The organism is Paenibacillus sp. EKM301P, from assembly GCF_011800295.1.
Classification (GTDB): domain Bacteria; phylum Bacillota; class Bacilli; order Paenibacillales; family Paenibacillaceae; genus Paenibacillus; species Paenibacillus polymyxa.
Genome location: NZ_JAALFM010000048.1, coordinates 1 through 1,403 on the forward strand (window position 1 = coordinate 1; position 1,403 = coordinate 1,403).

General features: G+C 35.9%; 1 protein-coding gene. It reads right to left on the minus strand.

What is annotated here, in order from left to right; translation table 11 throughout:
- Positions 1-654 precede the first annotated feature (654 nt).
- Complete coding sequence (locus HFD99_RS25855; RefSeq protein WP_225164866.1) at positions 655-972, minus strand: hypothetical protein; 318 nt, start codon at positions 970-972, stop codon at positions 655-657.
- Positions 973-1,403: the final 431 nt, after the last annotated feature.

The window sequence follows — 1,403 nt, forward strand, 5'->3', positions numbered from 1 at the left end:
GCGCTAAACTAAAGGTGAAATCCTGCGAATTCATGAGTTTGAGTGAGAAAACTTAATCATTTCGAGGGAGCTTAATACCAGCAGCCAGTCTACAACTTTGTTTTCTTGGTCTAAAACTTTATTTTCACCGGACATCAAGTTGTAACGACATCGTTACATTGGACAATTCTGTCCAGCGAAGAATAAAAGTGAGACATCACAATTTCGTACCTTCCTAAGTGAAGGAGTATTTCGCGAAGCAAGTAAAATAGCAGGGTGGACAGAATTGTCCAGCGAGGTATCGTGTCACTTGGTGACATGTATATATAGTGACAACATTACAATTTGGTTTGCCCTACTTTGAACCTCCTACGTTTAACTTAGCAGCCTAATACTGAAATTGTTTAAGTATTTGGCGGCAGTGAAGAACACCAAGAAGGTTCCCCGAAATTTCCCTAGAAGCTTCCCAATGACGCATTCGGATACAAAAAAATCCAGTCTCCGTCAATATGTGGACAACTGGATGGTAAAATTGGTGTTTTATATGGAGTACTAAAGATAATAAAGATATTCCTTTTATTTGAAGAAGAAAGAATCAAGCAAAATAAAGATTTTACATAAGAAATTAAACTCCTCTCTTTTTGGAAACCTACCAGAAAATAGAGAGGATGAGATTTAGTTAGTAATCCAACCTTTATATTGTGCTACCCAGTAGTTTGTATTTTCGGAAGCGCCGTAGGTAAGAGTGACAAGAGGTATCCAACCAGCATAGCTTCCATCTTCGTAATAATATTCTTGTGGAACATCTGCGGCTGTAGGATAGTGCAACGCATTATAGGTAACATATTGCTCTGCAAGTATTGTATTAGCAGGTTTTACACTAGTTGATTCTATTGAGGTCTCTGAAGGGGAAACGCTCGCAGCAAAAGATGTTGATCCAAGAGTGAAACATGCAACAACAGTCAACAAACCGACTAAAAGTTTCTTTTTCATCTCTATCATCCTCTCATATTTGGGATACACGTTTATCATAGTAATTTTTTTACCATAAGTAAACAATATATTGAAATAAATGTTAATAGCGATGAACATCCTGTGAACAGTCATTTAAATTCAAAATATATCGTGTGTAAAATTGATACTTCACATGAACTTGGAATGAATTAAACATATATTGTCCTTTGTACACTCTCACATTCGTTTTAAGGCTATTATTCACGTTATAAACAGGGAAGTCTCAAAATCAAGAATGCTATATCGTACGATCATTTTGTCCATATACAAATATCTTCTTTTTAATAGATTTTTTATCTCAACTCAAACAACCATTTGAGCAGACCTCACAGAAGTAAAATGCACAGTCACATGCTTGTTCCCCTTAAAAAGGTCACAAATGCGGTCACAAAATTCAGTCATTTATAAGA

Excerpts from the sequence above, each read along its gene's own strand:
- HFD99_RS25855 (WP_225164866.1), bottom strand. The coding sequence starts at position 972 with ATGAAAAAGAAACTTTTAGTCGGTTTGTTGACTGTTGTTGCATGTTTC.